The sequence below is a fragment of the Bradyrhizobium sp. P2_E8 genome (assembly GCF_056403875.1).
Genome location: NZ_JBFUES010000316.1, coordinates 1 through 7,378 on the forward strand (window position 1 = coordinate 1; position 7,378 = coordinate 7,378).

The following is a 7,378-nucleotide window of genomic DNA, read 5'->3' on the forward strand; positions in this document are numbered from 1 at the left end:
GAACTCGGCACCGAAGGCTTCAACGTGGTTACGCAGACCACCTATCGCATGGCGCCGGTCAAGATTCTCCCGCGCGATGTCTGCGAGGGCTTCGCCGCGCATGGGATCGAGGCTGTGCTGCATTATTCCCGGCGCAGCGCGCGGGCGTTTCTGGATGCAGCGCGGGACGAAGGCGTCGAAATCTCGGCGCTGGCCATACCGCAATGCTGCCTGTCCGAGACGGTCGCCAGCGTGCTGCGCGATGCCGGTGCGTCGCAGGTTCTGGTAGCCGCGAAGCCGGACGAAAATGCCTTATTTGACACCTTGGAGCGTGCTTTGCGCACCCGTTTGGCGTAAGAGGTCGGGCCGAATCCGACGCGATCGGGTCCGTCCAAGGGCCTTTGCCGCGCAAGGTATGGAAGTGTGAGGAACCGTCACGATGGCCGACGACAAGCCTGAAGACGCAGGATTGGCCCCCGAGTCCGGTCGTGCCAAGCGCACCCCGACCACCATCGACCTCGAGGCGACCGAAGTCTCGACCCAGCCGCAGGAGGTGGCGGGCGAGCCCGAGGCTTCGCCGGCGAGCGAGCACATCGAGCCCGAGCAGGCAAAATCCGAGCAGGCCGACGCCGAGCCGGAGCGCCCCGAGGCGCAGGCTGCGGCCGCTCCCGCGTCGCCTCCGGTTTCGCCGTGGGTCATTGCACCGCTCTCCGGTGCGGTGGCGGCGGCCGTCGTGATCGGGGTCGGCTGGATGCTGGGCTGGCCCGCCGTGCAGGCGCCGCCGGCCGCGCCACAAGTGACAAGCGCGACGGTCGACGCTTTGAACGGTCGCGTTGCCGCGGTTGAAGCCAGGGCTGGCAAGCCCGCCGCCGACCCGGCCATGGTGGCGCGGATCGATGCGCTGGAAAAATCCGCAGGCAGCCTGCGCAGCGACATCGCCAATCTGCGCGCGCAGTCCGACAAGACCGCGAGCGCTCTGAACGATGCGAAATCTGCGCCGGGCGCCGCTTCGCCTGACCTTGCCGCGCTCAACGACCGCATCGCGCAGCTCGAGCGCGCCAGCAAGACGGAGCGGGCCGAGCTCGCGCAGCAGGGCGAGAAGATCGCTGATGCCAAGACGATGGACGACAAGCCGCTGCGCCATGTGGTGGCGGCGGCCCTGCTCGACGTCGCCGTGCGCCATGGCGATCCCTATGAGGCGCAGCTCGCCGCGGCGCGGTCGCTGGCGGCCAAGCCCGACATGCTGAAGCCACTCGACACCTTTGCATCGTCGGGCATCCCGACACCGGTTGCGCTGAGCCGCGAGCTCCTCAACATCGTGCCAAAGCTGTCGCCGCCGGCGGATGCCCAGTCCAGCGGCACCGGCATCGTCGAGCGTCTCCAGGCGGGAGCGTCAAAACTCGTCCGCATCGAGCGGACCGACGGGGTCGGCAACGACCGCGGCGCCATCGTGGCGCGGGTGACGGCTGCTGCGCTCCGCAATGATTTCGTCGAGGCGCGGCGCGAGTTGAAGACGCTGCCCGATGCCGATCGCGCGCCGGCGCAGGCCTGGCTCGACAAGGCCAATGCCCGCGATGCCGCGCTCGCCGCGTCCCGCAAGTTCGCCGACGATGCCATGGCGGATCTCGTCAAGCCTGCTCAATAAAGCTTCGCGCAATAATCAGCGCGTATAGGGATCGTCATGCTTCGCATCGTCCTTTTCCTCGTCTTGATTGCGCTGGCGGCGGCCGGCGCGGCCTGGGTTGCCGATCAGCCCGGTGATCTCGTCCTGACCGCGGGCGGTTTCCGCGCCTCAACGACGTTGCCGAGGTTCGTGTTCCTGCTGGGCCTCTTTGCCGCGGCCGTCGTGCTCGTCTGGAGCATCCTGACGACGATCTGGCGGACGCCGGGGCGTTTGCGCCGCCGCCGCCATGAAAAGCGCCACGCCCGCGGCCGCCACGCCATCACCCACGGCCTGCTCGCGATCGGTCATGGCGATACCGCGCTCGCCCGCCGTCACGCCGAGACGGCGCGGCGGCATGCGCCGAACGATCCGCTCGCGCTGCTGCTGCACGCCCAGTCGGCGCAGCTCGAAGGCAATCGCGGCGAGGCGCAGCGCGCCTTCCGCGCCATGGCCGAGCGCGAGGATACGCGGCTGCTCGGCCTGCGCGGCCTGTTCATCGAGGCGCAGCGCGCCGACGATGCGGTCGGCGCCGTCATGATCGCGGAGGAAGCGATCAAGCTGTCGCCGTCCTCGACCTGGGCCTCGCATGCCGTGCTCGGCTTCCGCTGCGCGCGCGGCGACTGGAGCGGCGCGCTCGCGATCCTCGATTCGAACCTGTCCGCGGGCCTGATCGACAAGCCGGCCTATCGCCGCCAGCGCGGCGTGCTGCTCACCGCACGCGCGCTGGAATTGGAGACGATGGACCGCGACGTCGCACGCGAGAGCGTGATGGAGGCGATCAAGCTCGCACCGACCCTGGTGCCGGCCGCCGTGCTCGCCGCAAAATTCGAGAGCGAGGCGCATCAGGTGCGCCGCGCCATGAAGCTGGTCGAGGTCGCCTGGCTCGCCAATCCGCATCCCGATCTGGCCGAGGCCTATGCACATGTGAGGATCGGCGATTCCGCACGGCAGCGCTTGCAGCGGATCGAGACGCTTGCGGCCAAGACGCCTGCCGATGGAGCCGGCCATATTGAAGGCCAGCTCGCGCTCGCACGTGCCGCGATCGATGCCTCCGAGTTTGCCCGCGCGCGTGCGGTGCTGGCGCCCTACGTCAACGATCCGACCCAGCGCGTCGCACTGCTGATGGCCGAGATCGAGCGCACCGAGCACGGCGACGGCGGCCGCGCCCGCGCCTGGACCTTGCGCGCGGTGCGCGCTCGCCACGATCCGGTCTGGACCGCCGACGGCTATGTCAGTGATCGCTGGCGCCCGGTCTCCCCGGTCACCGGCCGCCTCGACGCCTTCCAGTGGCAGACGCCGGTCGCGAGCCTTCCTTCCGACAAGGGCGACTTGATCGAGTCCTCGGCCTTCGAGGAAGCCATGCTTGCGGCCCCACCGCCGAAACGGGTCACGGCGCCTGCGAATGACACCCCGATGGAACCCGCTCCGGCTGCACCGGCCCCGGCCGAGCAGGACAATTCACCTCCGGCGGCCAAGGAAGAGCCAAAGGCAGAGCCCGTCGTCACGCCCACCGAGCCGGTTGAACCGGCCCCCGAGCCGGCCGAAGCAGCGCCGGTGGCGGAAACGCCCGTGTTCCGGACCCGCRCCGACCTCGGCAAGCCCGCACCCGCCCCGATTCCCGCTGTCATCCCGATCGTCCGTGCCCCGGATGATCCCGGCATCGATGACGAGGGCCCAAGCGATGAATTTACGGAACAAATCGGCACGCCCAAGGCCCAGGCCGGCGGCTGGCGCGGATTCTGGTCCCGTTGGGGCGCCTAAGCCGCATTTCGCATCCCGCTTGTTCTTGCCAATTCGGGCCATGCCCGATATCAGGAGCGCGCGTATCGGGGCCGGCACCGCCCGGGCCCCGGCAAGGTTCGCCGCAATAGCTCAGTCGGTAGAGCACGTCATTCGTAATGACGGGGTCGGGGGTTCGAATCCCTCTTGCGGCACCAGCGCCCCGAATTCATCCGATCGTCGCAGACAAGCGTCCTAACAGCTGGCATGTGCGTGCGCGGGTTCAAGATCGTCCGGTCGCCTGCGTGATTGCGATCACATAGTGTCGCGTGTCTCTCGCGTAGCGTCCCCGTCACGCCAACACGGGGAGATTTCACATGCGCAAGATCATTCTGGTTGCCGCCATGGTCCTGGCTTCGGCATCTGCCCAGGCGGCCGGCCCACGCAGCCTCTCGCTGGCCACGGCGAGCGAACAGGCCGCGGCGCCGCAAGCGACGGCGACAATCGCCGCGGCGACGCAAGTGAGTGAAGCCGCACCCGTCACCGACGCTCCGAAATATGTCGATCGTCCGCCGGCGATCTCGCCCCCTGCGCCTGCCGCAGCACCGGCCCCCGCCGCAACCGCGACGACGTCAGCGCCCGCCGCGATCGCAACGCAGCCTGCGCCGAAGACCACGGCGAAGGTCAACAAGCCGAAGCACAAGCGCACCTGGACCGAAGGCCGCATCATCAGCGAGCTGCATCGCCACGGCATCTACTGGTAAGCAGGCGCTGCGCCCGCCCTCGCCGTCACGCCCGGGCAAAAGCGCGAAGCGCGTCTTCGCGCTAGATGTCCCGGGCATCCATGACCTTTCCACGCAGGCCCAGGAACGTTGATGGCCGGGACAAGCCCGGCCATCATGCAAGAGTTTTCGATCTGGTCGAACGCGTTACTGCGAAACCGTCTGCACCACGCTTCCGATCGGACGCGCGCTCGAGGTCGGCACCTTCAGGTCCTTCAGCAGCGCCTCGTCATATTCCGGCAGCGTCTGGAAGGTGGTCTTGGCCTTCATCTGCACGATCTTGTAGCCGCCCGCCTTGAGCCGCGCGAGCAGCGCCGGCATGGCTTCGCCGGTGTGCTTCTGGAAGTCGTGCATCAGGATGATGCCCTTGCCGAGCTTGTCGAGCCTGCCCATCACGGTCTCGACGATCTTCTCCGGCGTGGCGCCCTTCCTGAAGTCGAAGGAATCGATGTCGGTCGAGAACATCGCGACGTTGCGGGTGCCGAAATAGGTCACCATCGCCGGATTGTGCTGAAGCTGCGGGAAGCGGAAGAACGGCGCCGGGTTGGTGCCGAGCGCGAACCTCACTGCGCTAAAGCCCTTCTCGACCTCGTCCTTGACCTGTTGCTCCGTCATCTTCTTGCTGTTCAGGTTGACATGCGACCAGGTGTGCGTGCCGACCGTGTGGCCCTGGGCCAGAACCTGGCGCAGGATCTCCGGGTGGTAGGTCGCGTGCTTGCCGACCGAGAAGAACAGGCCCTTGGTGCATTCATCCGCGAGCGCCTTCAGCACCGCGGGCGTGTTGACCGGCCACGGACCGTCGTCGAAGGTCAGCACGACCTCCTTGTCGGTGAGGAAATCGAACTGYTTGAAGTGCTCGAAGCCGAAGCCGGGACCGTCGGTGGTGTCGATCTCGRCCACGCGGGAAACGCCGAGGGCGTTCGGATTGGCGCAGGTCGATCTCTGCTGAACCGGCATGGCCGGAGCGGGCGCTGGCGCCGGGGCGRCTGCCGCCGGCTTGCCCGCGAGCGCCGCGGTGGTCTCGACGTCATCCTTGGCGGCGAGCTTCGCCTGTGCCGGCAACTGATCGGCGGCACGGGCGGCCATTGTCTTGGGAGCGGCCTGATCGGCGCGCGAGGAATAATAAAACCAACCTCCGGCGGCAATCACGACCGCCGCAACTACACTGGCCAGCATCAGGCCCAACGCATTACGCATCGCTACTCTTTCCAATTACGCAACCAAACCTGCGGAATTTCCCGCGCGACGAGCCATTAATGCGAAGGAACAGTTAACGTGACACCAACACGACGGCGTTTGCGCCGGATTTTCAGTGGGGTGCGCCAATGTGACCGAAGTCACAGTTGGGGCCTGCCCCGTGACCATCATCACAGTGGAAACTGTTTTGCTGGAGCATCGTAGTTCCCATCAACAACAGGCCCGCTTCCTGCGGTGCCAATGGGAGCTTCAAATGACCACGTCGTTTACCGCCAAGTCCTCGAGTAGCAAGATCCGCGACACCAGCCTCGCTCTGGGCTTGGCCGCCATCGTCTCGATCGTTTCGACGACGTCGAGCTTCGCCTTCTCGTCCGAAGCGCAGCAGATGTGCACCGGCGATGCCTTCCGCCTGTGCTCGTCGGAAATCCCCAACATCCCGAAGATCACCGCATGCATGATGAAGCATCGCTCGGACCTGAGCGCCGGCTGCCGCGCGGTGATGGACAAGGACCTCGCCAAGGGCGCCTCACGCAAGGTCGCTGACGCCCAGGACAAGCAGTAAGAGCAACACAGCGATCGTTGCGTCGGTTAGCTCCCTTCGCGCAGTGCCCCGGCGTCAAGCCGGGGCCACGCGGCGTCGAAGACGCCTCCTGCCAATAAAGCCGTTGCGGCTCCGGGATCGTCGCACTAGCTTCCCCCGCACTTTCTTCCGGGTAAGAGGCATTACGCGATGACCAGATTTCTTTTGATCGTTCCTTTTCTCCTGTGCGCATCTGGCGCATCAGCGCAACAGCAGCCCGGACACGACGCCTGCGCGCGCGACGTCACGCGCTTTTGCCGCGCCGTGATGAACAATGGCGACCAGGCTGTGCTCGCCTGCCTCAAGCAGAATCGCACGCGGCTGAGCAAAGGCTGCGACAAGGTGCTGACGGATCACGGGCAGTGATCGTCATTCCGGGGCGCGCGAAGCGCGAACCCGGAATCCATCGAGCGGCAATCTCCTGAGAAATGGATTCCGGGCTCGCGCCTGACGGCGCGCCCCGGAATGACGAGAGTTACGTGCTGCTCCCCGCCGCGACCACGGGCAGCACCTCGTCGCTTGCGCGGTCCGGCGTCTCTTCCTTCCAGCGCACCGAGCCGAACGGGCGCTCCAGCATGCGGCGGACGCGCACCGGCTCGGGGCCGACGTGGAAATCGATCGCCTGCTGATGCAGCGCGCGCTCCGATAGGGTCGAGCGGTTGCGCTGGCGCAGATAGTCGAACCAGGTCGGGCAGTGATAGCGCTCGGTCCACAATTCGGGATCGGCGATGTCGCGCGCGATCGACCAGCCATAGGCGCCGTTGCGCTGCCTGGAGAGCTGCACGTCCTGCATCACATTGTGAAAGGCGCGCGCGTTCTCCTGGGCGACCCGGTATTCGATCTCGACCACCAGCGGTCCGCTGCGGCCGGTGAGCGACAGCCTGACCTCGGGATCGGCGAGCACCTCGGCGTCCTCGTTGCGGGCGCCGACGCGCGGCATCGTGAGCCAGATCCCGAGTAGCGGCGAGACCAGCATCAGGCCTGCCGCGACCAGAAGCGCGACCTCGACGCCGGCATAGTCGGTGAGATGGCCCCAGCCCCAGGCGCCGATCGCGATGCCRCCGGAGATCGAGGCCTGGAACGCCGCCAGCGACCGGCCTGCGACCCAGCGCGGTGCCGAGAGCTGCACACCGATATTGAACAGCGCGACGGCGGCCATCCAGACCGCACCGGCCAGCACCAGCGCGGCCGCCGTCAGCACCGGTTCTGTGCTCACGGCAAGGGCGGCCATCGCAAAGGCCATCGAGATGGTGCAGGCGCGGATTGCGGACTCGCCGCTCATGCGTTTGCGCAATTCGTGGATGTTGAGTGCGCCGACGACCGCGCCCATGCCGAAGGCGCCGAGCATGATGCCGTAGGTCTGCGCACCGCCATGCAGCAGGTCGCGCGCGACCAGCGGCATCAGCGCCATCACGGCGCCGCCGATCAGGCCCATCACCAGCGTGCGCAGCAGCACGA

The 7,378-nt window shown here is 67.1% G+C and carries 8 protein-coding genes and 1 tRNA gene; 7 read left to right on the forward strand and 2 right to left on the reverse strand.

Features of this window, described 5'->3' with window-relative positions; genetic code table 11:
• The 5 genes from AC1D00_RS18755 to AC1D00_RS18775 all read left to right on the forward strand — a co-directional run.
• The coding region (locus tag AC1D00_RS18755) for a uroporphyrinogen-III synthase (RefSeq protein WP_477011679.1) at nucleotides 1-336 on the forward strand (336 nt) is incomplete at its 5' end.
• Nucleotides 337-418: 82 nt separating this feature from the next.
• Complete coding sequence (locus AC1D00_RS18760; RefSeq protein WP_477011680.1) at nucleotides 419-1,624, forward strand: COG4223 family protein; 1,206 nt, start codon at nucleotides 419-421, stop codon at nucleotides 1,622-1,624.
• A gap of 36 nt (nucleotides 1,625-1,660) precedes the next feature.
• On the forward strand, nucleotides 1,661-3,403 hold the full coding sequence (locus AC1D00_RS18765) for a heme biosynthesis HemY N-terminal domain-containing protein (RefSeq protein ID WP_477011681.1): 1,743 nt from the start codon (nucleotides 1,661-1,663) through the stop codon (nucleotides 3,401-3,403).
• 100 nt (nucleotides 3,404-3,503) lie between these two features.
• Nucleotides 3,504-3,579 (forward strand) — tRNA-Thr (locus AC1D00_RS18770).
• 159 nt (nucleotides 3,580-3,738) lie between these two features.
• The gene (locus AC1D00_RS18775) at nucleotides 3,739-4,125 is read left to right on the forward strand and encodes a hypothetical protein (protein WP_477011682.1); all 387 of its coding nucleotides are present in this window, start codon (nucleotides 3,739-3,741) and stop codon (nucleotides 4,123-4,125) included.
• Nucleotides 4,126-4,290: 165 nt separating this feature from the next.
• Here AC1D00_RS18775 and AC1D00_RS18780 read toward each other — a convergent pair whose 3' ends face one another.
• A complete protein-coding gene (locus AC1D00_RS18780; RefSeq protein ID WP_477011683.1) occupies nucleotides 4,291-5,340 on the reverse strand; it encodes a polysaccharide deacetylase family protein in 1,050 nt (349 codons plus the stop codon).
• A 253-nt stretch (nucleotides 5,341-5,593) separates the two neighbouring features.
• Between AC1D00_RS18780 and AC1D00_RS18785 the strand changes: the two genes are divergently transcribed.
• Nucleotides 5,594-5,902 carry a hypothetical protein gene (locus AC1D00_RS18785; protein ID WP_477011684.1) on the forward strand — a complete coding sequence of 103 codons (309 nt, stop codon included), beginning with the start codon at nucleotides 5,594-5,596 and terminating at the stop codon, nucleotides 5,900-5,902.
• A 168-nt stretch (nucleotides 5,903-6,070) separates the two neighbouring features.
• On the forward strand, nucleotides 6,071-6,286 hold the full coding sequence (locus AC1D00_RS18790) for a hypothetical protein (protein ID WP_027543857.1): 216 nt from the start codon (nucleotides 6,071-6,073) through the stop codon (nucleotides 6,284-6,286).
• 109 nt (nucleotides 6,287-6,395) lie between these two features.
• Here the strand turns inward: AC1D00_RS18790 and AC1D00_RS18795 are convergent.
• Nucleotides 6,396-7,378, reverse strand: a 983-nt coding sequence (locus AC1D00_RS18795) for an MFS transporter (protein WP_477011685.1), incomplete at its 5' end; no start/stop codon positions are given.